At 73.4% G+C, this 23468-nt stretch carries 24 protein-coding genes; 8 read left to right on the top strand and 16 right to left on the bottom strand.

Translation table 11 applies throughout. From position 1 onward, the window contains the following. Positions 1-18 precede the first annotated feature (18 nt). Complete coding sequence (locus IE287_RS14325) at positions 19-885, top strand: acyl-CoA thioesterase (protein ID WP_189849403.1); 867 nt, start codon at positions 19-21, stop codon at positions 883-885. A gap of 10 nt (positions 886-895) precedes the next feature. Here IE287_RS14325 and IE287_RS14320 read toward each other — a convergent pair whose 3' ends face one another. Continuing rightward, complete coding sequence (locus tag IE287_RS14320; RefSeq protein WP_189849402.1) at positions 896-1966, bottom strand: RNA ligase (ATP); 1071 nt, start codon at positions 1964-1966, stop codon at positions 896-898. A gap of 100 nt (positions 1967-2066) precedes the next feature. Next, positions 2067-2315: a DUF6011 domain-containing protein gene (locus IE287_RS14315; RefSeq protein ID WP_189849401.1), complete on the bottom strand. Its 249-nt coding sequence runs from the start codon at positions 2313-2315 to the stop codon at positions 2067-2069. A gap of 43 nt (positions 2316-2358) precedes the next feature. On the opposite strand from IE287_RS14315, the gene IE287_RS14310 reads away from it, so the two are divergent. Both IE287_RS14310 and IE287_RS14305 read left to right on the top strand, forming a co-directional pair. Beyond that, entirely contained in the window at positions 2359-2841 is a 483-nt protein-coding gene (locus tag IE287_RS14310) for a glutathione peroxidase (RefSeq protein ID WP_189849400.1), read from the top strand. A gap of 220 nt (positions 2842-3061) precedes the next feature. Then, positions 3062-3853 carry a putative protein N(5)-glutamine methyltransferase gene (locus IE287_RS14305; protein ID WP_189849399.1) on the top strand — a complete coding sequence of 264 codons (792 nt, stop codon included), beginning with the start codon at positions 3062-3064 and terminating at the stop codon, positions 3851-3853. Positions 3854-3856: 3 nt separating this feature from the next. Here the strand turns inward: IE287_RS14305 and IE287_RS14300 are convergent, their stop codons facing one another. Genes IE287_RS14300 through IE287_RS14240 form a run of 13 tightly spaced genes read right to left on the bottom strand, consistent with a single transcriptional unit; the run spans position 3857 to position 15940 of the window. After that, positions 3857-4672 (bottom strand): hypothetical protein, encoded by an 816-nt coding sequence (locus tag IE287_RS14300; protein ID WP_189849398.1) that lies wholly within the window; start codon positions 4670-4672, stop codon positions 3857-3859. A gap of 48 nt (positions 4673-4720) precedes the next feature. Continuing rightward, positions 4721-5263 (bottom strand): Rv1363c family protein, encoded by a 543-nt coding sequence (locus IE287_RS14295; protein WP_189849397.1) that lies wholly within the window; start codon positions 5261-5263, stop codon positions 4721-4723. Positions 5264-5289: 26 nt separating this feature from the next. Continuing rightward, a complete protein-coding gene (locus tag IE287_RS14290; protein ID WP_229883482.1) occupies positions 5290-5937 on the bottom strand; it encodes a hypothetical protein in 648 nt (215 codons plus the stop codon). Next, positions 5934-6443 (bottom strand): hypothetical protein, encoded by a 510-nt coding sequence (locus IE287_RS14285; protein WP_189849396.1) that lies wholly within the window; start codon positions 6441-6443, stop codon positions 5934-5936. Before IE287_RS14285 ends, IE287_RS14290 begins: the two co-directional genes overlap by 4 nt. Next, a complete protein-coding gene (locus tag IE287_RS14280) occupies positions 6440-7708 on the bottom strand; it encodes an MCE family protein (RefSeq protein WP_189849395.1) in 1269 nt (422 codons plus the stop codon). Before IE287_RS14280 ends, IE287_RS14285 begins: the two co-directional genes overlap by 4 nt. Further along, positions 7705-8976, bottom strand: coding sequence for an MCE family protein (locus IE287_RS14275; RefSeq protein ID WP_189849394.1), 1272 nt, complete (start codon positions 8974-8976; stop codon positions 7705-7707). The genes IE287_RS14280 and IE287_RS14275 overlap by 4 nt, the downstream gene beginning before the upstream one ends. Then, a complete protein-coding gene (locus tag IE287_RS14270; protein WP_189849393.1) occupies positions 8973-10010 on the bottom strand; it encodes an MCE family protein in 1038 nt (345 codons plus the stop codon). Before IE287_RS14270 ends, IE287_RS14275 begins: the two co-directional genes overlap by 4 nt. Next, the gene (locus IE287_RS14265; protein WP_189849392.1) at positions 10007-11053 is read right to left on the bottom strand and encodes an MCE family protein; all 1047 of its coding nucleotides are present in this window, start codon (positions 11051-11053) and stop codon (positions 10007-10009) included. The genes IE287_RS14270 and IE287_RS14265 overlap by 4 nt, the downstream gene beginning before the upstream one ends. After that, entirely contained in the window at positions 11050-12105 is a 1056-nt protein-coding gene (locus IE287_RS14260) for an MCE family protein (protein WP_189849391.1), read from the bottom strand. The genes IE287_RS14265 and IE287_RS14260 overlap by 4 nt, the downstream gene beginning before the upstream one ends. Beyond that, on the bottom strand, positions 12102-13355 hold the full coding sequence (locus tag IE287_RS14255) for an MCE family protein (protein WP_189849390.1): 1254 nt from the start codon (positions 13353-13355) through the stop codon (positions 12102-12104). The genes IE287_RS14260 and IE287_RS14255 overlap by 4 nt, the downstream gene beginning before the upstream one ends. 1 nt (position 13356) lies before the next feature. Next, entirely contained in the window at positions 13357-14163 is an 807-nt protein-coding gene (locus IE287_RS14250) for an MlaE family ABC transporter permease (protein ID WP_189849389.1), read from the bottom strand. A gap of 5 nt (positions 14164-14168) precedes the next feature. Beyond that, positions 14169-14930 carry an MlaE family ABC transporter permease gene (locus IE287_RS14245; RefSeq protein ID WP_189849388.1) on the bottom strand — a complete coding sequence of 254 codons (762 nt, stop codon included), beginning with the start codon at positions 14928-14930 and terminating at the stop codon, positions 14169-14171. Further along, on the bottom strand, positions 14927-15940 hold the full coding sequence (locus IE287_RS14240) for an ABC transporter ATP-binding protein (RefSeq protein ID WP_189849387.1): 1014 nt from the start codon (positions 15938-15940) through the stop codon (positions 14927-14929). The genes IE287_RS14245 and IE287_RS14240 overlap by 4 nt, the downstream gene beginning before the upstream one ends. Positions 15941-16555: 615 nt before the next feature. Here IE287_RS14240 and IE287_RS14235 point away from each other — a divergent pair. The 4 genes from IE287_RS14235 to IE287_RS14220 all read left to right on the top strand — a co-directional run bounded on the left by IE287_RS14235 (position 16556) and on the right by IE287_RS14220 (position 21419). Beyond that, on the top strand, positions 16556-17185 hold the full coding sequence (locus IE287_RS14235; RefSeq protein WP_189849386.1) for a hypothetical protein: 630 nt from the start codon (positions 16556-16558) through the stop codon (positions 17183-17185). Positions 17186-17275: 90 nt separating this feature from the next. Then, a complete protein-coding gene (locus tag IE287_RS14230) occupies positions 17276-18940 on the top strand; it encodes a DUF6801 domain-containing protein (RefSeq protein WP_189849385.1) in 1665 nt (554 codons plus the stop codon). Positions 18941-19026: 86 nt separating this feature from the next. Continuing rightward, a complete protein-coding gene (locus tag IE287_RS14225) occupies positions 19027-19971 on the top strand; it encodes a hypothetical protein (RefSeq protein WP_189849384.1) in 945 nt (314 codons plus the stop codon). Positions 19972-20186: 215 nt separating this feature from the next. Beyond that, positions 20187-21419: a PucR family transcriptional regulator gene (locus tag IE287_RS14220; RefSeq protein ID WP_189849383.1), complete on the top strand. Its 1233-nt coding sequence runs from the start codon at positions 20187-20189 to the stop codon at positions 21417-21419. Here IE287_RS14220 and IE287_RS14215 read toward each other — a convergent pair. Then, the gene (locus IE287_RS14215; RefSeq protein ID WP_189849382.1) at positions 21416-22789 is read right to left on the bottom strand and encodes a cytochrome P450; all 1374 of its coding nucleotides are present in this window, start codon (positions 22787-22789) and stop codon (positions 21416-21418) included. The two genes, IE287_RS14220 and IE287_RS14215, sit on opposite strands and share 4 nt — an antisense overlap. A gap of 141 nt (positions 22790-22930) precedes the next feature. Between IE287_RS14215 and IE287_RS14210 the strand changes: the two genes are divergently transcribed. After that, positions 22931-23416, top strand: coding sequence for a VOC family protein (locus IE287_RS14210; protein ID WP_189849381.1), 486 nt, complete (start codon positions 22931-22933; stop codon positions 23414-23416). Positions 23417-23468 lie beyond the last annotated feature (52 nt).

Raw genomic sequence — 23468 nt, 5'->3', positions numbered from 1 at the left:
TTCCCGAGGAGGACGCTCGTGACCAATCCCGCCGAAAAGCTCGTGGACCTGCTCGACCTGGAGCGGATCGAAGTCAACATCTTCCGCGGACGCAGCCCGCAGGAGTCGCTGCAACGGGTCTTCGGCGGGCAGGTCGCCGGGCAGGCCCTGGTGGCGGCCGGGCGGACCGTGGACGCGGACCGGCCGGTGCACTCGCTGCACGCCTACTTCCTGCGGCCGGGCCGGCCGGGCGTGCCGATCGTGTACCAGGTGGAGCGGGTCCGGGACGGCCGGTCGTTCACCACCCGCCGGGTCACGGCGGTCCAGGAGGGCCGGACGATCTTCAACCTGACGGCCTCCTTCCACCTCCCGGAGGAGGCGGGCTTCGAGCACCAGCTGCCGCCGAGGCACCTGGTCGACCCGGAGAGCCTGCCGAGGCTGGCGGACGAGGTCCGCGACCACCTCGGGGGGCTGCCGGAGTCGATGGAGCGGATGGCGCGGCGGATGCCCTTCGACATCCGGTACGTCGACCGGCTGCGCTGGACGAAGGACGAGGTCAAGGACGCGGACCCGCGCAGCGCGGTGTGGATGCGGGCGGTCGGGCCGCTGGGCGACGACCCGCTGGTGCACACCTGCGCGGTCACGTACGCCTCCGACATGACCCTGCTCGACGCCGTGCGGATCCCCGTCGAGCCGCTCTGGGGCCCGCGCGGCTTCGACATGGCGTCCCTGGACCACGCGATGTGGTTCCACCGGCCGTTCCGCGCGGACGAGTGGTTCCTGTACGAGCAGGAGTCCCCGGTCGCGACCGGCGGCCGGGGACTGGCCCGGGGCCGGATCTACGACCGGGAGGGCCGGATGCTCGTCTCGGTGGTGCAGGAGGGCCTGTTCCGCGCGCTGGCCTGAGCCGGCCGGGTCACTCGTACTCGGTGCCGCCCTTGCGGGTGAGGTAGGCCGGGCTGACCGCCTTGGCGACGGCCCGGCCGCCGGTGACCGGGCTGTACCGCTCGACGGCCGGCCGGACGACCACGCCCTCCCGGAGGTGGGCGGAGCGGCCGGAGACGGTCTCGGCGCCGCTCGCGTGCGCGAGGACGGTGTCGAGGTCGTACGGCCCCTCGTACAGGCGCGGGACGAGCGGGACCTCGCCGGGCTCCAGGACCTCGACCGGGTCCAGCCAGCGGACCTGGCCGTCGATCTCGGCGGAGACGTCGAACAGCGCGTAGCCGACGGCCTCGCGGCGGGCGTCGGCGCCGTAGGCGAGGTCCTGGACGCCGGAGCCGTACACCTCGCCGAAGAGGCCGACGCGGGTCGCCCCGAGACGGGCGGCGAGCCGCTCGGCGACGGCGGGCAGGCCGTGGGCGCGGACGGCCCGCCAGTACAGGTTGCGCGGGTCCTCCCTGAGGGCGAGCCCCTTGGCGCCGAAGCCCTTGGAGGTGACGTGGAGCCGGCCGCCGTCGGCGACGTGGGTGAGCAGGCAGGCCGTTCCGTGGACCTTCTCCGTGAGGACGATCCGCTCGCCGGGCTCGAAGACACCGGGGTAGCGGTGCAGGTTCTCGATGTCGACCCAGGGCAGGAGGTCGGGCGCGGGCTCGACGTCCCCGCTCATGGTCGGCGGGATCGGCGGGACCCATTTGGTGATGCCGAGCGCCTCCGCGAAGTCGGTGCCGTCGGCGGCGGCCCGGGCCAGGTCGACCCCGGTCAGGGCGCCCGGACGGCAGACGATCCCCTGCGACAGCTCGCCGCGCAGCCGTACCGCCTTCACCCGGTCCGAGGCCTTCCCGGCGAGCCGGCCGGTGAGCCCCAGCTCGTCGACGAGGCCGGCGGGCAGCACGGCCTGCTCCGGGATGTAGACGGCGGTGTCGCCGGTCCGGTAGGCGCCCTTGGCGACGACGGCCCGGTAGAGGCCGACCTGCGCCAGTTCGAGGGCGTCGGCGTTCGGGTGGGGATGGACGGTGAGGACTTCGGCGGTGACGCGCAGGGTCGACATGGTTCAGGGCTCCGCTCGGTGGGGTCGGCGTCTCGTTCTCATCGCCGTTCACTGTGCCGGGCGGGTCATTCCCCCACCACCGGTTTTACCGCTGGTGGGGTCACGCGCCGGCGGCCCGGCCCGGCCGCCGCTCCGGCGCCTCCAGGCCCGGCAGGGCGTCCTGCTCGACCTCGTGGCGGCGGGTGCGGATGTCGGGCGCCGGCGGGTGGAGCTTGGCGTCGCAGGTGGGGCCGAGGCCGGTGCGGCGGGATCCCGCACCGGTGAGGGGGCGGCCGCAGAGGCGGCAGCGGACCGGGCCGACGGGCAGGCCCGCGGAATCCAGCGCGATTGCCAGTGGTTCTTCCCTCATGCTGTCATCACACTCCGATTCTCGACGAGGAGAGCATCCCCCCATGAGTCTGTACGACATCCCGCTGAAGAACCTGGCCGGCGAGCAGGTCTCGCTGGCCGACTACCGCGACCGCGCCGTCCTGGTGGTGAACGTGGCCTCGAAGTGCGGCCTCACCCCGCAGTACGAGGGCCTGGAGCGGCTCCAGAAGACGTACGGGGAACGGGGCCTGACCGTCGTCGGCGTGCCCTGCAACCAGTTCCTCGGGCAGGAGCCCGGGACGGCGGAGGAGATCCTGTCCTTCTGCTCGACGACGTACGGCGTCACCTTCCCGCTGCTGGAGAAGGCCGAGGTCAACGGCGACGGCAGGCACCCGCTCTACACCGAGCTGACCCGGGTCGCCGACGCCGAGGGCGAGGCCGGTGACGTGCAGTGGAACTTCGAGAAGTTCCTGATCTCCGCCGACGGCACCGTCACCCGCTTCCGTCCGCGCACCGAGCCGGAGGCCCCCGAGGTCGTCGCGGCCATCGAGGCGCTCCTCGCCTGAGCGGACCCCGCGCCCGCCCCGCGCGGACGGACCCCCGGACCGAGCGGCCCGGGGGTCCGTCCGCGCATGGGTTACGATCGGCAAGATCAGTTCGTGTCGACCGGAGGAGGTGGGTCCCATCCGCACCACGCAGGCAGGACGCTCCCCCTCGGCGGCCGTACGCACGACCCGGTCGTAGCGCGCCGCGGGAGCCTCCTCACGGCTTCCCGAAAGGTCTTCCATGCCGCTCGACCCCTCCGCCGCCCTCCGCTCCGCCACCGTCGCCCGGCTCCGCGCCGCCGGCTGCGTGTTCGCCGAGGACGAGGCGGAACTCCTCTTCGCCGCCGCCCGTGACACCGCCGGCCTCGACGTCCTCGTCGAGCGGCGCGCGACCGGACTCCCCCTCGAACACGTCGTCGGCTGGGCCGACTTCGCCGGGCTGCGGATCGCCGTCGACCCCGGCGTCTTCGTGCCCCGGCGGCGCACCGAGTTCCTCGTCGAGCGGGCCGTGGCGCTGGCCGCGCCCGGCGCGCTCTGCGTCGACCTGTGCTGCGGCTCCGGCGCGGCGGGCGCGGTGCTGCTCGCCGAGGTGCCGGACGCCCGGGTGCACGCCGCCGACATCGATCCCGCGGCGGTCGCCTGCGCCCGCCGGAACATCGAGCCGCGCGGCGGCACCGTCCACGGCGGCGACCTCTTCGCGCCGCTGCCGGACGGACTGCGCGGCCGGGTCGAGGTGCTGGTCGCCAACGTGCCGTACGTCCCGACCGGGGAGGTCGGACTGCTGCCCCCGGAGGCCCGCGACCACGAGCCGCTCGTCGCCCTCGACGGCGGCCCGGACGGCCTCGACGTGCTGCGGCGGGTGGCCGCCGCGGCGCCGGAGTGGCTGGCGCCCGGCGGGAGCCTGCTCGTCGAGACGAGCGGGCGCCAGACCGGAGCGGCGGCCGACGCCGTCGCCGCGCACGGCCTGACGCCCCGCTTCGTCACCTGCGAGGAGCGGTACGCCACCGTGCTCGTCGCCACCCTCGGGGCCTGACGGTCAGCGGCCGAAGGTGTCGATGTTCTCGACGAGCCAGGTGCCGTTCCTCCGGACGACGTCCACCGCGAACATCGCTCCCGCGTAGACGCCCTGGTCCTGGGCCTGTTCCTGGGCCTTGGCCTTGGCCCCGCCCGCCGCGGGCTTCGGCGCGCCGGCGGTGCTCACACTGCTCTGGTCGGCATAGACCAGGACCCGGGCGCGGTCGCCGTCGATCCGCTCGACCGCGCTCTCGGTGACGGTCGTGGTGATCACCGACTTCTGCCGGGCGGCCTGGGCCAGCACCCCCGCGAAGAGCGTGCGGTGCTGCTCCACCGCCCTCCCCGTGAGGAAGGCCTTCCCGGCCTGCTCGAAGGCGCCCGGATCGGTGTGGTCGTAGGAGAAGAGCGCGGCGACCGCCTCGGCGGTCCGCCCCTTGACCTCGCTGGTGCGGGCCGGGTCGGTGAGGGCGGTGTTCCCGCGCGCGGGATCGTCGCGGAGCGCGCCGGCCCTGCTCTGCGCCCAGCCCGCGAACCCCCCGAGCAGCAGCGTCAGGACGCAGAGGACCAGCAGGGGGACGCGGCGGCGCGGCCCCTTCGCCGCCGGCCCTCCACCCTCCTCCCGTTCCGGAGCCCCGGCCCCCTCCGGTACGGGCTTCGCCGCCGGTCGCCGTCGCGTCCGGGGCGCGGGCCCGGTCAGGACGCCGACCGGGGCGCCGGGGCCGGCGTCCCGCTCCCCGGCGGCGGCGGGGGCGGGGGCCGAGGGGGTGGCGGGGGCCGGGGCGTCGGCGCGGGCCCGGCGGCGGCGCTGCTGGTTGAGGTGGTGGCGGGGCGTCGGCATCGTGCGGTGTCCTTTCGGGTGCGGGCGGCTCTCGCGGGACGGCCCCGGTCAGCCGGTCGCCGTGCCGCCCACGGGGGCCTGCCCCAGACCGCTGAGCTTCCACTGCCCGTCGGTGCGGGTGAGCTCGCCCAGCATGCGGCTGTCCTTGTCGGTGCTCTTGCTGTCGGGGGTGGTGACGGTGACCCGCAGGGCGACGAGCAGCCGGGCGCGCCCCGCGCGGTCGTCGAGCTCGGTGATCGCGCCCGCCAGCACCCGGGCGGTGGTCACCGTCTTCGCCGTCCTCACCTGCCCGGCGAACTCCTCGCGTCCGTCGGCGAGCTGCTCGTGCAGCTCGCCGGTGGTCGACGCCTCCCAGAGGTCGAGCCCCTGGTCCACCCTCCGGTGGTCGAGCGTGTTGAGGTTCTGCACGGCCTGCTCCCCCGCCGCGAGCGCCCGGTCGCGCTCCGCGGCGTACCCGGCGGAGTCGTCGTGGGCCGCCGCGTACCAGCCCTGCCCGGTCCAGGCCGCGAAACCGCCCGCGACCAGGGTGAGCACGAGGGCCACGGTCAGGACCGGCCGGGAACCGGCCGGGGTGCGGACCGCGCGTGTCATGGAGTGCTCCCGTCTCCCGCTCAACGTCAGCGGGCCTTGATGTCGGTGATCCGCCACCGGTCGTCCTGGAACCGCGCGGTGACGGTGAGCTGCGCCGCCACGGCCGTGGCGGAGCCCCCGTCCCGCCGCGAGACCTGGTCGAGGAAGACCAGGAGGCGCGCGCTGTCGCCGTCGAGCTCGATCACGCCGGTGCGGACGGCCTGGGTGGAAAGGGTGACGCGCTGCGCGGCGAGGCTCTCGCGGACCCGCGCGAACAGGTCGCCGTACTGACGCGCGGCCCGTCCGGCGAGCACGGTCCCGGCGGAGCGCTCGGCGGCGTCGGAACTGGTCGGGGTGTACGAGAAGATCCGGGCCAGCCCCTCGGCGACGTCGCCGGCGACCCGGTCGGTCGCGGCGGTGTCGGTCAGCGCCAGGTTGCGCGCCGAGGCGGTCGAGCGGAACCGGTCGGCCTGGTGGAAGAACGCGCCGCCGGCGAGGAGGAGCACGAGGACCGCGACGGACAGCAGGACCGTCCACCGGCGGGCGGGGCGGCGACGGGCTTCGGCGTCCGCGTCGGCGTCGGCGTCGGCGTCGGCGTCCGCGTCGGCGTCCGCGTCGGCGTCCGTTTCTACGTCTTGTACGTCGGTCTCGGTCTCGGGCCCGGTCTCCGTCCCGTCCAGGGTGCGGCGCGTCATGCGCCCCCCTCCGTTCCGGCGACGGGGACCGCGCTGAGCGCGGCCACCCGCCAGGTGTGCTCGCCGGTGCGGGTCAGCACGGCCTCCAGGCGCTTGCGGTCGGTGGTGGCGGCCGTCGCCCCCCGGGGGGTGACGTCGACGCGTACGGTCGCGATGAGCTTCGCCGTGCCCGCGCGCGGGTCGAGCGCGGTGAGCGCCGCCTCCGTGACGGTGGCCCGGGCGGACGCCCCCACCGCCGGCTCGGTACGGCCCAGTTCGGCGCGGAGCGCCCCGGTGGTGGCGTCGCGCCAGGCCTGCACGCCCGCCTCAGCGCGCTCGCGGGTGGAGGCGTCGAGGGTGTGGAGGACGGCGAGGCGCTGCCGCCCCTCGGCGAGGGCGGTGTCCCGCTCGCGGCCGAAGGAGAGCTCCTGGTCGGTACGGGCCTGCGCGTAGCTCCAGGCACCGGTGGCGCAGAAGCCCAGGGCGACGGCGAGGGCACCCGCGGCGAGGATCCGGGGCCGCCTCATCGCCCGCTCCCGGTCTCCAGGCCGAGCAGGCCGGCCAGGTCCGTCGGGCCGTCGTTCCCGCCCGGCAGGGAGAGCGCGCCGGGGAGCTCGGGCTTCGCGGGCGCGGCGCGCTCCGTCCCGGCCGGGGGGCCGGTGCGGGTCGGGGCCGCGGCGGCGTCGCCCTTCGGGGCGTGGGCGGAGCCGCGCACGTTGACCCCGGAGCCGGCCGGGGCGGTGCAGGCGGCTCCGGTGTTGAGGGCGGGCGCGGTGCCGAGGTCGAGCCCGTTGCGGTAGCGCGTGGCGCCGTAGCCGTCGGTGCAGGGCAGTGGCGCGAAGAAGGTGACGGCCATGCCGATGCGCAGGCGGCCGCCGTCGACGGCGGTCGCGCCGGCCGAGACGGCGGCGGGGTACTTCACGAGGAGCTCCTCGATGCCGCGCTGGCGGGTGAGGGCCAGCTCCGAGGTGGTGAGGAGGTTGGCGAGGACGACGCCCAGGCTCGGGTCGACGTCGGTCAGCAGACCGCTGACCTGTCCGGCCGCGTCGGGGGTGACGGCGAGCAGCCGCCGCAGGTCGGCGTCGGACTTCTTGAGGGTGGCGGCGAGGTCGCGGGCGCCGGTGGCGAAGTCCCGGATGGCGCGGCTCTCCTCGGCCTGGGTGCGCAGGACGACCTCGCCGTCGTGGAGGAGCCGGGTGGTGGCCGGGAGGGAGTCGTCGGCGGCCTGGACGAAGGCGCTGCCGCTGTCGAGGAGGACCTGGAGGTCGTCGCCGTGGCCCTCGAAGGTCTTGCCGAGTTCGTCGACGACCGTGCGGAGGGAGTCGAGCGGGACGGAGCGGGTCAGGTCGTCCATGCTGCTGAGCACGTCGGTGACCGGGGCCGGGACCTCGGTGTCGGGCTGCTCGATGCGGGCGCCGTCGGCGAGGTAGGGGCCGCCGTCGCTCTCGGGGCGCAGGTCGACGTACTGCTCGCCGACGGCGGAGAGCCCGGCGACGACGGCCCGCGCGTCGGCGGGGATCCGGGGGGCCGACTTCTTGATGCGGAGTTCGGCGACGACGCCGTCGGCGGTGAGGTCGATGGCGCCGACGCGTCCGACGGAGACGCCCCGGTAGGTGACGTCGGAGTGGGGGAACAGGCCTCCCGTGCGGGCGAGATGGACCCGGACGGTGTAGTGGTCGGCGAGCCCCGCGTAGCGGCCGAGGTCGGCGTAGCGGACGCCGACGAAGCCGAGGACGGTGACGGCGATGACGAGGAACGCGAGGTTCTTCAGGCGTACGGAACGGGTGATCACCTGGGCTCGCCTCCGTCCTCGGGCGTGGTGCCCGGCCCGGACGGGGGGACCGTCCGGACCGGGGGCAGGGGAAGGGGCGACCGCGCGTCCCGGGCGCCGTCGGCACCCTGGCGCCGCGCGGTGGGCGCACCGGGGTCGGACGGGGAGGGGGTCGGGGTGGGTGTGGGATCGGCCCGGGGGACGAGCGGCGGGACGATCTCGGTCCCGGACTCGGCCGCGAGGTGCAGATAGGTGTTGAGGTAGTCGCCCTTGATGCCCTTCGTCACCTCGTCGGTGAAGGGGTACGTCAGCAGGACCTGGAGCGAGTCGGGCAGGTCGGCGCCGGCGTCCGCGAGGGCGGTCAGGGTCGGGGCGAGGGCCTTGAGGTCGGCGACCATGTCCTTCTTGCTCGCTTCGACGGTGGAGACGGCGACGCCGGACAGGGTGTCCAGGGCGCGGAGCATGGTGAGCAGGGAACCGCGCTGGTTCTCCAGGGTCTTCAGGCCGGGCGAGAGGTCGGTGAGGATGGTTCCCACGTCCTTCTTCCGGCCCGCGAGGGTGGTGGAGAGGCGGTTGAGGCCGTCGAGGGCCCGGGTGATGTCGCCGCGGTGCGCGTCGAGCGTGGTCACCAGCGTGTCGACGCGCCTGAGCATGGAGCGGACCTCGGGTTCGCGGCCGCCGAGCGCCTTGTTGAGTTCGCGGGTGATGGTCTTGAGCTGGTTGACGCCGCCGCCGTTGAGCAGCAGGGACAGGGCGCCGAACACCTCCTCGACCTCGGTGTTGCGGCTGGTGCGGGCCAGCGGGATGACGCCGCCGTCGGCGAGCCGGTCGCCGGTGTCCCGGCCGGCGGCGGCCTGCCGGACGCCGGCCGTGCCGCCGGAGGCGGGGGCGACGAGCTGGACGTACTTCTCGCCGAGGAGGCTGGACTGTTCCACCCGGGCGCCGGTGTCGGCGGGCAGCCGGACGTCTCCGTTGATCTTCAGGGTGACGCGGGCGGACCAGGTGGCGGGGTCGAGCTCGATGGCGGTGACGCGTCCGACGGCGACGTCGTTGACCTTGACCGCGGCCTGCGGCACGAGGCTCAGGACGTCGGCGATCTCGGCGGTGACGGTGTAGGGGTGGGCGCCGAGGTCGGCGCCGCCGGGCAGGGGCAGGTCCTCGATGCCGTCGAAGCGGACGGGGACCGAGGGGATCGCGCCGAGGGCGACGGCCAGGCCGAGGCCGACGGCGACCGCGCCGGCCGCTCCGGCGCCGGCGGCCCTCCTCGACGGCAGGCGGGGGCGTCTCACCGCTCCTCCTCTGCGGGGCTGGGCGTTCCGCTGCTCGCGGCGGCTCCGGACACGGGCAGCGGGAGCAGCGGTCCGCCCATGCTGATCTCGTTGAGGTTGGCGCGGCCGTCGATGGTGCGGGTGTCCTTGTCGTAGGCGTTGACGAAGTTGCCGGCGGCGAGCGGGGCGACGTCGAGGGCCTCGGCGAGGGAGGCCCGCTGGTCGGCGAGGGCCCGGGTGAGGGGGACGAGCCGGTCGACGTTCTTCTTCAGTTCGCCGCGGTGGTCCTTGATGAAGGTCTTGACCTGGGCGAGGGCCTTGCCGAGTTCCTTGAGGGCGCCGGCGAGGTCGTCCCTGTTCTCGGCGAAGTAGCCGACGACCTCGTCGAGGCGTTCCTGGGCGGTGCGGACGTCTCCGTCCTTCTCCTTGAGCATGGTGGTGAAGGTCTGGAGCTGTCCGAGGGTGGTGAACAGCTCCTCGCTGCTGCCGTCGAGGGTCTTGGCGGCCTTGCCGAAGCGGTCGATGGAGCCGCCGATGGCCTCGCCGTTGCCCTTGAGGTTCTTCGCGCCGGTGTCGAGGAGGCGGGAGAGGGCCCCGGCGGAGTTGGCGCCGTCCGGGCCGAGCGCCGTGGCCAGCTCGGTGATCGAGGCGTACAGCTGGTCGACCTCGACGGGGGTGCGGTTGCGGGAGGCGGGGAGCTCGGCGCCGTCGTCCAGGGCGGGGCCCGAGCTGTAGGCGGGGGCGAGCTGGACGTAGCGGTCGGCGACGATGCTGGGGGCGACGACGAGGGCGCGGGCGTCGGCGGGGACGCTGACGCCCTCGTCGAGGCGGAGGCCGACGCGGACCCGGGTGCCCTGGGGTTCGACGGACTCGACCTCGCCGACACGGACGCCGAGGACGCGCAGGTCGGAGCCGGCGTAGATGCCGACGGCCCGGTCGAAGTAGGCGGTGACGCGGATGCCCTCGTCGTCGAGGGCGCGGACGGTGACGAGGCCGCAGGCGGCGAGCACCGCGAGGGTGAGGCCGGCGACGAGGGGTTTCCTGGTCCTGGTCATCGTCCGCCGCTCCCCTGGGTCGTCGCCCGCTGCTTCGGCGGCAGGCATCCGGTCGTGGGCGGGGAGCCCTCGGGCAGGTAGCCGCGGGGCACCACGCCGCACAGGTAGCTGTCGAACCAGCGGCCGTTGCCGAGGGTGTTGCCGACGAGCCGGTAGTACGGGCCGACGAGGGCGAGGGTCTTCTCCAGCTGGCCGCTGTTCTTCTCCAGGACGCCGGTGACCCGGCCGAGCGCCTTGAGGGTGGGGCCGAGCTGCCGGTCGTTGTCGCCGACGAGGCCGCTGAGCTCGGTGCCCAGCGCCCTGCTGCCCTTGAGGAGGGCGCGGATGGCGTCGCGGCGCCTGCTGAGCTCGCCGAGGAGCGAGCCGCCGTCCTCCAGGAGCACCTCGAAGCTGGACTTGCGGTCCTTGAGGGTCTTGGTGAACTTCTCGCTGTTCCGCAGGAGCCGGGCGAGTTCGGTGTCGCGCTTGGAGACGGACCTCGACAGCGCGGAGAGGCCGTCGGCGGCGCTGCGGACGTGCGGCGGGGAGTTCTCGAAGGTGTCGGAGATCGTCTGGAAGCTCTCCGCGAGCTTGTCGGTGTCGAGGGCGTCGATGGTGCCGCTCAGGTCCTGGAAGGCCTGGGTCACGTCGTACGGGGAGGTGGTCCGGGAGAGCGGGATGCGGGTCCCGGGGTCCTGGCGCGCGGAACCCAGCGGGTCGAGGGCCAGGTACTTCTCGCCGAGCAGGGTCTTGATGGCGATGGCGGCGGTCGACCGGTCGCCGACCCAGGCGTCGCCGACCTCGAAGGTCACCTTGACCTTGGGGCCGTCGAGGGCGACGCCGGTGACCTCGCCGACCTTGACGCCCGCGATGCGGACCTCGTCGCCGGTGTCGAGTCCGGCCGCCTCGGTGAAGTCGGCGCTGTAGGTGGTGTCGCCGCCGACCAGCGGGAGCCGTTCGACGTTGTAGGCGAGGGTCGCCAGGAGGCCGAGGAGGAGCAGGCCGACGACGGCGACGGCGACGGGGTTGCGTTCCTTGACGGGTCTGATCCGGGGGGCGCTCATCCGCGGCACCTCGGTTCGGTCACGGCGATGCCGGTCGGCGGCTTCGAGCCGTCGGACGTCCTGACGCCGGTCACGCGCGCCTCGCAGAGGTAGAGGTTGAACCAGGAGCCGTACGAGGAGAGACGGGCGAGGGCGGTCATCTTGCCGGGCGTGTTCGCGAGGAACCGCTCGATGGCGGGGACGTGGTCGCCGAGGGTGCCGGAGAGCCGGCCCAGCTCGCGGATGTCCTTCTTGAGGGGGGCGCGTCCGTCGTGGAGGAGGCCGGCCGTCGTGGTGGTGAGGTCGCCCATGGCCCGGACCGCCTCGCCGAGGGGTTTGCGGTCGGTGTTGAAGCCGGTGACGAGCTTCTGGAGGGTGACGACGAGGTCCTCGAAGCCGGCCTCGCGGTCGTTGAGGGTGGTGAGGACGGTGTTGAGGTGGGTGACGACGTCGCCGATGACCTTGTCCTTGGCCGCGACGGTCCGGGTGAGGGATCCGATGTGCCGCAGCAGGCTGTCGACGGTGCCGCTCTCGCCCTGGAGGACCTGGACGAGCGAGCCGGCGAGGTCGTTGACGTCGGCCGGCGAGAGGCCCTCGAAGAGCGGCTTGAAGCCGTTGAAGAGGAGGGTGAGGTCGAGGGCGGGGGTGGTGCGGTCGAGCGGGATGGTCCCGCCGTCGCCGAGGGTGCCGGTGAGGTCGCCGCTGCCCCGGCCGAGGGAGACGTACCGCTGCCCGACCATGTTGAGGTACTTGACGGCGGCGGTGGCGGAGCGGGGCAGGGTGCGGTCCTCGCGGACGGTGAAGGTGACCTGGGCGGTGCGCCGTTCGACGACGCGGACGTCGGTCACCTCGCCGACCTCGACGCCGGCGATGCGCACGGAGTCGCCGGCGACGAGGCCGGTGACGTCGGTGAAGAGCGCCTTGTAGGAGCGGGTGGCGGAGCCGACGCCGGTGTTGGCGATGCTGAAGCCGAGCACGGTGGTGGCGAGCGCCGTGACGAGGACGAAGGCGAGGGACTTGAGAACGGTGCCGGTCAGTCCGCGGCGCCGGGTGGGGGAGCTCGTGGTCCTCATCGGAGGGTCACCTCCGCTCCGCGGAAGGCGGGGCCGGCGAGCAGGCTGCTCCAGTCGGGGAGGTCGCCGGGCCGCTTCCCGGCCCCGGGGGCGAGGAGTTCGGTGACGAGGTCGTTCTCCTGCGGGGAGTTGGCGGGGCCGAGCTCCTGGTCGGCGGCGGAGGAGACGCGGGCCGCGGGTGCGACCGGGGCGCCGAGGTAGGGCACCGGATGGCAGCGGGGGCTGCCGCCGGAGCCGTACCGGGGGGTGTCGCGGCCGGGGAGGTAGGCACCGCGCGAGGGCACGGTGGTGACGTCCACGTGGAGTCCGGGGCGGTCGGTGCCCTTGCCGAGCGCCTTGTCCATGGCGGGCACGAACTGGGCGAGGGTGCGCAGGGTGCAGGGGAAGGACGAGGAGTACTCGGCGAGGAGCTCCAGGGTGGGCCGGCCGGTGGCGCTGAGCCGGATGACCGTGTCCTTGTTCCTGCGGAGGAAGGAGGTGAGGTCCTGGGCGGTGCGGGTGGTGGCGCCGAGGGTGGTGGAGAGCGCCGCCTCCTGCTCGGCGAGGGTGCCGCTGGTGGTGGTGAAGTCGGTGAGCGCGGTGACGATGTCCGGGGCGGCGTCCGCGTAGAGGTGGCTGACCTTCACGAGCTGTTTCAGATCCCGGGTGAGGGCGGGCAGGTGGGGGTTGAACCGCTTGAGGTGGGCGTCGAGCCGGGCGAGGGTGTCGCCGAGCTTCTCGCCGCGTCCTTCGAGGGCCTGGGAGACGGCCGAGAGGGTGGCGGACAGCTTCTGCGGCTGGACGGCGGTGAGCATCGGCAGGACGTCGTCGAGGACCTGCTGGAGTTCGATGGCGTTGCCCGAGCGGTCCTCGGGGATGACGGCTCCGGGGCCGAGCGGCTCCGGGGAGGGGTTGGCGGGCGGTACGAGGGCCACGAACCGCTCGCCGAAGAGGGTGGTGGGCAGCATCTGCGCGCGGACGTCGGAGGGGACGTGGCCGAGGGCCCCGGGGCGCATGGCGAGGGTGAGGCGGGCGCCGGTGCCGGTGGCGTCGATGGCGCGGACCTCGCCGACGACGACGCCGCGCAGTTTGACCTCGGCGCCGAGGTGCATCTCGTTGCCGACGCTGCCGGTCTCGACGACGACCGGGTCGGAGTCGGTGAACCTCTTGTCGTAGACGGCGACCGCCAGCCAGGCGAGCAGGGCGGGGACCAGCAGGAAGACGACGCCGGCGGACCGGCGGCGCAGGGTCTGTCCTCGTGGAGCGTTCATCTCACCCCGCCACCTTCACGGTCGTGGTCGCGCCCCAGAGGGCCAGCGACAGGAAGAAGTCGGTGACGCTGATCAGCACGATGGCGTTGCGCACGGAGCGGCCGACCGCGATGCCGACGCCGGCGGGGCCGCCGGAGGCGCGGAAGCCGTAGTAGCAGTGGGCGACGATCACCATCACGCTGAAGATCAGCACCTTGAGGATCGACAGCAGGACGTCCGTCGGTGACAGGAAGAGGTTGAAGTAGTGGTCGTAGGTGCCCCGGGACTGGCCGTTGAAGAGGACCGTCACGGTGCGGGAGGCGAGGTAGGAGGAGAGCAGGCCGATCGCGTAGAGCGGGATGATGGCGACGACGCCGGCGATGATGCGGGTGGTGACCAGGTACGGCATGGAGCGGATGCCCATGCCTTCGAGGGCGTCGACCTCCTCGTTGATCCGCATGGCGCCGAGCTGGGCGGTGAAGCCGGCGCCCACGGTGGCGGAGAGGGCGAGGCCGGCGACGAGCGGCGCGATCTCGCGGGTGTTGAAGTAGGCGGAGACGAAGCCGGTGAAGGCGGCGGTGCCGATCTGTTCGAGGGCGGCGTGGCCCTGGAGTCCGACGACGGTCCCGGTGAAGAGCGTCATCGCGATCATGACGCCGACGGTGCCGCCGATGACGCCGAGGCCGCCGGAGCCGAAGGCGACCTCGGCGAGCAGCCGCTGCACCTCCTTGAGGTAGCGGCGCAGGGTCCTCGGGACCCAGAGCAGGGCCCTCACGTAGAACAGGAGCTGGTCGCCGGACCGGTCGAGCCAGACGAACGGGGAGGCCATCGGCCTCAGCCTCCCTTCGGCGGGACGATCTGGAGGTAGAGGCCGGTCAGCACCATGTTCACGAAGAACAGCAGCATGAAGGTGATGACGACGGCCTGGTTGACGGCGTCGCCGACGCCCTTGGGGCCGCCGCGGGGGTTGAGTCCCCGGTAGGCGGCGACGATGCCCGCGATGAAGCCGAAGACCAGGGCCTTCAGTTCGCTGATGTACAGGTCGGGCAGCTGGGCGAGGGCGGAGAAGCTGGAGAGGTAGGCGCCGGGGGTGCCGCCCTGGAGGACGATGTTGAAGAAGTAGCCGCCGAGGGTGCCGACGACGGAGACCATGCCGTTGAGGAGGACGGCGACCGCCATGGTGGCGAGGACCCGCGGGACGACCAGGCGCTGGACGGGCGAGACGCCCATGACCTCCATCGCGTCGAGCTCCTCGCGGATCTTGCGGGAGCCGAGGTCGGCGCAGATCGCGGAGCCGGCGGCGCCCGCGATGAGGAGGGCGACGATGAGGGGGCTGGCCTGCTGGATGACGGCGAGGACGCTGGCTCCGCCGGTGAACGACTGGGCGCCCAGCTGCTGGGTGAGCGAGCCGACCTGAAGGGCGATCACGGCGCCGAAGGGGATGGAGACGAGGGCCGCCGGCAGGATGGTGACGCTCGCGACGAACCAGAACTGCTCGACGAACTCGCGGAACTGGAAGGGCCTGCGGAAGACGGCCCGGGTCACCTCGGCGGCGAGCGCGAAGAGGCGGCCGGTCTGCCGCAGCGCGCCGGTCACGAGCCGCCGCCGGTGGCCGGCAGGGGGACGGTCGGCGCGCCGGCGTGGCGCGCGTAGGTCGCCTCGATGGCGGTGCGGGCGGCGGGCGGCAGGGTGTCCAGCATGCCGAGGACGCGTTCGCGGCGGCGGGCGACGGCCGCGCGGGGCGGCAGTCCGGGCGAGGGCTCCAGCTGGGGGACGATGACGCGCGGCCCGGCCGGCCGCGCGGCGGGGGCGGCGACGGCCTCGGCGGCGAGGGTGGCCGCGTCCTTCTCCTCGGACATGCCGATGGGGCCTTCGCGGCGGCCGGCGAGGAACTGGGTGACGACCGGCTCCTCGCTGGTGAGGAGCACCTCCCGGGGGCCGAAGGTGACGAGCTCGCGCCGGAAGAACATCCCCATGTTGTCGGGGACGGTGGCGGCGATGTCGAGATTGTGGGTGACGATCAGCATCGTCGCGTCGATCCGCGCGTTGAGGTCGATCAGGAGCTGGGAGAGGTACGCGGTGCGGACCGGGTCGAGCCCGGAGTCGGGCTCGTCGCAGAGCACGATCCGGGGGTCGAGGACGAGCGCGCGGGCCAGCCCGGCGCGCTTGCGCATGCCGCCGCTGATCTCGCCGGGGAGCTTGCCCTCGGCGCCGAGCAGGCCGACGAGTTCGATCCGCTCCATGACGATGCGGCGGATCTCCGACTCGCGCTTGCGGGTGTGCTCGCGCAGCGGGAAGGCGATGTTGTCGAAGAGCGTCATGGAGCCGAAGAGGGCCCCGTCCTGGAACATGAGGCCGAAGAGCTTGCGGGTCTCGTAGATGTCCCGTTCGGGGCTGTTGACCATGTCGACGCCGTTGATGAGGACCCGGCCCCGCTGGGGTTTGAGCAGCCCGATGAGGGATTTCAGGAAAACGGTCTTTCCGGTTCCGGACGGGCCGAGCATGACGCTCACCTCTCCGGCCGGCAAGGTCAGCGACACGTCCTGCCAGATGTTCTGCCTGCCGAAGGACATGGTCAGCCCCTCAACGACTACTTCGATTCCCATCCCACCTCCAGCAAGCGTGCGTGACGCGTGCGCCGCGGGCGCACGTTAGGCCGTTCTGGATCACCCGGACAATAGGTCTGGCGCAAAATCATTGATCCGCTTCCGCGTTTGTCACCGGGCAGACAAAACCGGGGGGCGTTCTTGTCTCCGGCGCGACAGACTAGGGCGCCGACCTGCGATGGAGCGTCGACTCCCGGGAACGCTACGGCCGAGTAACCTCGCGGGGCAATACCGGATCCGGAGTTTTCGCGGAACACGGCCGAGGAGAGGGGTGCTTATCAGGCCGGAGACAATTCCGCGAGAGCGCTTGTCATCGGCGGAAGAAAGGTGCGCCGATGACCGGCCGAAGCCCGCCCCGACCTCCTCCGATCGATCATAAATGTCGACATTGCGCACTCGGGAACCAAGCAGATTCCCGCCATCGCTCACCCCCTTGACAGGCAATGAGCCCTCTTCAAAGAATCATGGTTCGCGCCATTGTTCGGCTAAGTTTCCCGCAAGTAACGTCAGGTTTCGCGGCGGGACGACCGTCGGGTCGCCGGCCATTACGGCACGCCGCGGCACCCCCACCGAAGCACCCTCTGCCGGTCAATCCCCAAGGAGAGTCCCAGAGCCATGAAGAAGTCCATGAGAAACCTGGCCGTCGTCGCGGGAGCCGCCTCCGCCTCGTTCGCCCTCGCCGCCGGCCCCGCCTCCGCGGTGCCCTCGACGGTCTGGACCGTCAGCCCGAACCCGGCCAGCATCACCGCCGTCAACAGCGGCAACGTCGTCCTCAGCGTCAACGGCATCGCCATGACGTGTACGAAGTCGAACGGCGCGGGCACGGGCGCCAGCACCACGGGCAACCCGGCGACCGTCGGCCAGATCACCTCGATCGCCTTCGGCGCCACCGGCGCCCCCTGCACCAGCGTGCTGGGCACCGTCACCGCGGTCCCGACCACCCCCTGGACGATCGTGGCCCAGGACTACACCGCGGCGACCGGCGTCACCAAGGGCTACGTCGGCAACGTCGACGCCAAGGTGACCGTCGGCGCCTGCAACTTCCGCGTCACGGGCAAGGCGTCCGCCACGTACACCAACTCCACCGGCGCGCTCGCCGTCAACAGCGTCGCGGGCGAGCTCACCGTCGTCTCGTCGTCCGGCTGCGGCGCGGCCGTCCCGGTCGGCGCCAAGCCGACCTTCAAGGGCACGTACCTCTTCAAGTCGGGCGCCTCCATCCCGACGATCGTCGGCTCCAACCCGTAAGGCGCAGGAACCCGCGTCCGTCCGGCCGGCCACCCCGGCCGGACGGACGCGGCCTGTCCGCGTTCCCGAACGACCCGAGCGGAGCACCAGATGAACGGCCCACGGCCCACCACCCGTTCCTCCCGCACGCGCGTGCGGGGCGCGACCGTCGCCGCGTTCGTGGCGCTCGCCCCCCTGCTCCCCGCGGCGGCCGTCGCCGTCGGCACGCTGAAGGCCGACGCCGCGCTGCCGTACGTCTGCGCCCTGCCCTCGGGTCCGCTGCCCGTGACGGTGCGGATCACCGCGGACCTTCCCGAACGGGTGGCGGCGGGCGAGGAGATCCGGCCGGCCGGCGTGACCACGACGGTGGAGCTCCCCGCGGCGGCCGTGGCCGACCTCACCGCGCTCGGGGCCGCGGACGTACGGGCCGAGTCCCGCCTCTCGATCGGCGTGGCCCAGCACGAGCAGCGCGCGGAGGCCGTCTGGAACGGCACGGCGCAGCCCGTCGCCGTGCCCGCCGAGGGCCCCCTCGCGCTCGCGACCACCGGCGACGTGCCGTCCCTGACGACCGGTGCCGCGGGCGACCTCACGCTCACCGCCGGCGGCCTCGGGATCGACCTCGTCCCGAGCACGGCCGGGGGAGGGGCCACCACCCCCGCCTCGCTCTCCGTCGCCTGCGCCCCCGCCCCGGAGGCGGAGGGGCGCACGGTCGTCGCCACGGTCCCGGTCGGCGCCGGGACGGACACCGCGGAACCGGGCACGCCCACGCCTCCCGCGCCGTCCGCCCCCGGCTCGCCGTCCGCCCCGCCCTCCCCCGGCTCCCCGACCGTCCCGTCCCCCTCGTCGGGACCGCCCGTCCCGCCGCTCACCCCGGACCCGGCGGCCCCCGGGAACCCCGGCCCGGCCGGCCGGCCGAAGCCGCCCGGCGCGGGGCTCCCGGCGGACCGGGGCCTCGGCACGGCCGACGAGGACGCGCCGGGCACCCCGGCGGCCCGGCCGGACGCGCCGCGGTGCGTCACCGAGAACCCGACCCCCATGTCGCTCTCGGCCTACATCACCGGCTACTCCAACGTGCGCAAGCAGAACGGCGCCAACGTCATCCCGGTCTCCTGCGTCCTGATCGAACAGGGCCTGCCCGAGATGGAGTTCCGGGAGGACGGGATCCACCTGCTCACCCGGGCGGTGGGCAACTTCTCCTACCAGGGGCGCAAGCAGTCACCGCCCTTCGAGGCCACCTTCCTGACCTTCGGCTTCGCCCCGACCACCGCGACCCTGGTCCTGGAGCAGGCGGGGCCCGTCGTCATCGACTCCGACGTCCTCCTGGCCTTCCCCGACAACATCGCCGAGACCTACGTCCGGGTCCCCCTGGTGCTGCGCGTCCTCGACGTGAAGGTCAACGGCACCCGCCTGGACGTCGGCCCCTCCTGCCGCACCGAGAGGCCGCTCAGCTCCCCGGAGCCCCAGCCCGCCAAGTACCCCGGCGACCACCTGACGCTGCTCGGCAAGGGCCAGCTCATCAACGGCACCGACGCCGTCGGCTACCTCCTCACCAGCGGCGGTCCGCTCACCGGCGAGGCGACCATCCCCGCCTTCAAGGGCTGCGCCGCGGACCGCGAGAACCTCGACCGGCTGCTCACCGCCGCCATCTCCGGGCCCGGCAACTACGTCAAGCAGATCCAGGGCCAGACCTGCACCATCCTCAACGAGCTGCCCACCGCGGACCCGCAGTGCACCGAGGACCGCCAGCCGTACGTGGTCCCCAAGCCCGAGCGCTGATCCCCCGCGCCGCCCCGCACCCCGCGGGTCCCGCACCTCCGCGCACCCCCGTACACCCCGCTCCCCTCACCGAAAGGCACCCCGCCATGCCCCTCGTCTCCGCCCGTACGAAGCTGGCCACCGTCTCCGCCCTGACCGCGCTGGGCGCCTTCGCCTCCATGGGCACCGCGACCGCGGCCTCCCCGGTGCTGAACGGCGGCTGGGCGCCGTCCACCCGCTGCCCCGTCGACGCCGCCCCGATGATCGCCTCGGACGGTCTCGACACCTCGCCCCAGTGCGTCGTCTCGTACTCCCTCAGCGGCTCCATCAAGCTCGGCAACACGACGGTCACCACCGGGAAGACCAACCTCCAGATCGGCGTCGTGCAGAACACCGACGGCACCAACTCGGTCGTCGCGCCGGCCGGCGGCGCGCTCATCGCCGACTCCGCCACCGTCCCCGGCGGGCTGATGGGGCTGATGTGTCCGAGCGACATCCCCTTCATCACCGACATCTGCCGGCAGCTGTCGGACGCCAGGCTCAACAAGATCACCGCCACCATGGAGTCGGTCGGCACCCCCTCGCAGTTCGACCAGATCGCGGGCGTCCTCACCGACCAGCCGATCGTGACCATCCCGGTCCGCATCCGCCTGCAGAACCCGTTCCTCGGCGACAACTGCTACATCGGGACCAAGGCCAACCCGATCCTGCTCCGCCCGAAGAACCTCACCGCGCCCGACTTCGGCGTGGAGCGCTTCGACGGCGACGGCTCCGCCAACGAGGAAGGCGACATGAGCCGCCTCAACCTCCTCGGCGCCACCCAGTACGACGACGGCTTCGCCGTCCCCGGCGCCAGCGGCTGCGGCCTGGGCTGGTTCGGCGTGATCGACGCGGCGGTCAACCTCAAGACCGGCCTGCCCTCCGCCGCCGGCAAGAACCGGCTCACGCTCGACAACACCCAGACCTTCCTGACCGGGCTGTTCGCCCCCGGCGTCATCGCCCCCGAAGCGGGCCGGACCTTCTCCCGGAACTGGCACTCCGCCGTCAACTAACGGCCACCCAGGGGTGATTACCGGCCGACTCGACCACCTACGCCCCGCCGGAAGACATGAACCTTGCTCAAGTTGTGTACAGCACACAACAGTTGTCCTAGCTTTCAGCAGTCCACATCGGTACGTACCAGACGGCTCCCGCGGCGCCCGCCACCCCAGGCGGGCGCCGCGCGCCGCGACCCCACCGGTCACGTAGCAGAGCAAGGGATCGGTCCATGCCCTCCACCGCACAGTCACCGGAGCCCGGTGAGCCGCTCGATCCGCTTCCCAGGGAGTTCGCCGCCCTGATGAGACCGGAGATCCCGGGCCTCATCAAGGAGATCGGCGTGGAGATCGAGCGCGCCTACCCCGTGTACGCCCACCTCTTCAACGGGCCCCACTCGGACGCCATCCGCCAGGGCGTGGAACACGCCCTGGCGGCCTTCGTGGACCGTGTCGACCATCCCGGCACCACCTCCACCCTCCGCGACGAACTGCTGCGCCAGTTCGGCCGGGTGGAGGCCTACGAGGGGCGGGACCTCGACACCTTACAAGGGGCCTACCGCCTCGGCGCCCGCATCGCGCTGCGCCGGGCGAAGAGCATCGGGCGCACCTACAACCTCTCCCCCACCCTCATCCTGGCCTTCGCCGACGCCCTCTTCGCCTACGTCGACGAGCTGGAGACGCTCTCCCGCGAGGGGTACCTCGCCGTCCAGAGCCGCGCGGTCTCGGACGTGGCCGCGCTCCGCAGGAAGCTGCTCCACCTCGTCGTCGCCGGGCCCCCGCTGCCCCGCGCGACCATCGCCGAGCTCTGCCAGGAGGCCTCCTGGCAGCTCCCCGCCGAATGCACCCTGGTCGCCCTCCGGCCGCCCGCCGGCGGCGTCCTGCAGAGCGCGCTCGACCGGGACGTCCTCACCGACCTCAGCCTGCCCCACCCCCACCTGCTGGTGCCCGGAGCGCTGACCGCCGAGCGCCTCGCGATGCTCGACTCCGCGCTGGCCGGGACGCCCGCGGTGCTGGGCCTGACCGTGCCGACCGCGCAGGCCGCGCACTCGCTGCGCTGGTCCCGGCGGATCCTCCAGCTCATCGACGACGGCATCGTGCCGGAGACCGCCGTCGTGCGCTGCGAGGACCACCTGACGACGCTGTGGCTGCTCTCCGACCCGGCCCTGATGACCCAGCTCGCCCAGCGCGAACTGGCCCCGCTCGACGGACTGTCGGGCACCCGGCGCGACCGGCTGATCGAGACCCTGCGCGTCCACGTCTCCACCCGGGCCCCCGCCGAACAGGTCGGCGAGCTGCTCGGCGTCCACGCCCAGACCGTCCGGTACCGCCTGCGGAACCTCGACGGCCACTTCGGCGACCGGCTCCTCGACCCCGACCGCCGCTTCGCCCTGGAGGCGGCGCTGCGTTCGCTCCACCTCCACGGCCGCACGCCGAAGGACCGAGCCGGCGGGCGGGGCGGCTAGACCGCCCGGGGGACGAGCCGGCAGCGGACCGGGCCGGCCGCCTGGAGGGTGATCGCGGGGGCCACCGGCACCTCGGTGTCCACCGCCTCGAAGCCGTGGCGCTGGAGGATCGCGGCGAGCGCGATCACCGCCTCCAGCATCGAGAAGTGCTGGCCGATGCAGGCCCGGGGTCCGCCGCCGAAGGGGAACCAGGCGTACCGGGGCCGGGCGGCCTCCGCCTCGGGGGTGAAGCGGTCCGGGTCGAAGCGCTCGGCGTCGTCCCAGTAGGCGGGGTGCCGGTGGGTGACCCACGGGGCCACGATGACGTCGGCGCCCGCCGGGATGGCGACCCCGCCGACGGTGGTGGCGGCGACGGCCCGCCGGCCGATGACGGGCGCGGCCGGGAAGAGCCGCATCGCCTCCTTCAGGACCCGCGTCACGTACGGCAGGGCGTCGAGGTCGGCGGCGCCGGGCGCGCGGCCCGCGAGGACCCGGTCGACCTCCTCGTGGGCGCGCCGCTGGACCTCCGGATGGAGGGCCAGCAGATGGAGGGCGAAGCCGATCGAGGTGGCGGTCGTCTCGTGGCCGGCGAGCAGGAAGACGAGGACCTGTTCGCGCAGTTCGGTGGCGGAGAAGGCGCCGTCCTCGGCGCTCTCGGCCGCCATGAGGAGGCTGAGGAGGTCGTCGCCGTCCGCGTCGGCCCGCCCGGAGGACTTCCGCTCGGCGATGATCCGGTCGCACTCCGCGTACAGCGCCTCGTGCAGGGCGGCGGCCCGGCGGTTGGCCGGGGTCGGCCACTCGCGGGGCACGTTGACCGGGGAGTAGCCGCGGCGGAGCACGTAGGAGCCGACGCCGGGGAAGCAGCGCTCGACGACCTCGACGGCGGAGTCCACGTCGGTGCCGAAGAGGATGCGGGCGACGGCGCGCAGGGCGAGGCGGGTCGACTCCTGGAGGACGTCCACGGAGGTGCGGCCGTCCTTCTCCCACTCGTCGGTGAGGGTGGTCACCTCGGTGGCGACGGCGTCCGCGTAGCCGTCGACGCGGCGCTTGGTGAAGAGGGGCTGCACGAGCCGGCGCTGGCGCAGGTAGTCCTCGTCCTGGCTGGTCAGCAGGCCGTTGCCGAAGGACTCGCGGATCTCCTGGTAGAAGGCGTTGTCCTTGCGGAAGTTGGCGGACTCGCCGGCGAGGACCTGCTGGGCGCCCTCGGCGGAGAAGACGGCGTAGACGTGGGCGCGGGCGCCGGGCGGGCCGGCGGTGATGCGGACGACGTCGCCGTGTTCGCGCCGGGCGCGCAGGAAGGTGCCGAGCGAGTCGTTCTTCAGGTCGAACATCGATCCGACGACGGGCAGTCCGGTGAGGACGGGTGCTTCGGTCCGGGTTTCGGTGGTCATGTGTTTCCCCCTTGATCGCGACGCCGTGGGGATTCTCCCGCAGCAGGTGACCGGAGGGTAGCTTCCGCCGACGGACCGTCTGGATCTGGCCTGTTGGCCGGATACGGACGATTGTCGGTGGCGTCTGGGAGGCTCGGCGCCATGGACGAGAACGAGCGGGCCGAGCGCCCCGAACTGACCCTCCAGCTCACGATCGACTGCGCGGACCCGGCCCGCCTGGTCCCCTTCTGGGCGGAGGCCCTGCGGTACGTGCCGGAGCCCCCGCCCGAGGGGCACGCGAGCTGGCGGGCCTACTGGGCGGCCTGCGGCGTCCCGGAGGAGGAGCTGGGCGACGCGGGCGGGGACCTCCCGGAGTCCCTGGTCGACCCGGCGGGGGCCGGCCCCCGGGTCTGGTTCCAGCGGGTCCCGGAGCCCAAGACCGCGAAGAACCGCGTCCACCTGGACCTGAAGGTCGGCGGCGGGCGCGCCGTCCCCCTCGCGCTCCGCCGCACGCGGGTCGACGGCGAGGTGTCCCGCCTGACGGCCCTCGGCGCCACCGTCCTGTACACGATGGACGAGCCGCACGGGACGGACCACTACGCGGTCGTCCTCCAGGACCCGGAGGGCAACGAGTTCTGCGTGGTGTGACCCGCGCCGGCCCCGCCGGACGACCGGACGGGGCCGGACCGGGCCCTCCGGC

The sequence above is a fragment of the Streptomyces omiyaensis genome (assembly GCF_014650895.1).
GTDB lineage: Bacteria > Actinomycetota > Actinomycetes > Streptomycetales > Streptomycetaceae > Streptomyces > Streptomyces omiyaensis.
This window is presented reverse-complemented; position numbering and strand designations above follow the sequence as displayed.